The organism is Oceanihabitans sp. 2_MG-2023, assembly GCF_030547245.1.
Classification (GTDB): Bacteria; Bacteroidota; Bacteroidia; order Flavobacteriales; family Flavobacteriaceae; genus Oceanihabitans.
The window spans coordinates 1-650 of the sequence record NZ_JAUOQT010000027.1 but is presented as its reverse complement, the minus strand read 5'-3'; the positions used below and the strand labels follow the sequence as shown (position 1 = coordinate 650).

1 protein-coding gene is annotated in these 650 nt (G+C 40.8%); it reads left to right on the top strand.

What is annotated here, in order from left to right:
- A partial coding sequence (locus Q4512_RS16370) for an SdrD B-like domain-containing protein (RefSeq protein ID WP_303426460.1) occupies positions 1-650 on the top strand: 650 nt, incomplete at both ends.

Sequence of the window (650 nt, the reverse complement as noted above, 5' to 3'; positions counted from 1 at the left end):
GATGTTAACGGAGACGAAACAACAGTAACAACAGGAACGGATGGCTCATGGACAGCAACAGACATTCCAGTAGGAGATGCAGAAGTAGATGTAGATGAGACTACATTACCAGCAGATATTACAGATACTTTAACAACAGGAACTTCAGATCCAGAAACAGTAACTGTATTAGAAGGTGTTGAAACAGCAACAACCGATGATGGTTATGCACCAGTAGTTGGAGATTTAAGTGGAGTTGTATTTGAAGATCTTAACGGCGATGGAGTACAAGATCCAGGAGAAGAAGGAATAGAAGGAGTAGAAGTTGTAATTACCGATGTTAACGGAGACGAAACAACAGTAACAACAGGAACGGATGGCTCATGGACAGCAACAGACATTCCAGTAGGAGATGCAGAAGTAGATGTAGATGAGACTACATTACCAACAGATATTACAGATACTTTAACAACAGGAACTTCAGATCCAGAAACAGTAACTGTATTAGAAGGAGTTGAAACAGCAACAACCGATGATGGTTATGCACCAGAAGTTGGAGATTTAACAGGAGTTGTATTCGAAGATCTTAACGGCGATGGAGTACAAGATCCAGGGGAAGAAGGAATAGAAGGAGTAGAAGTTGTAATTACTGATGTTAACGGAGACGAAAC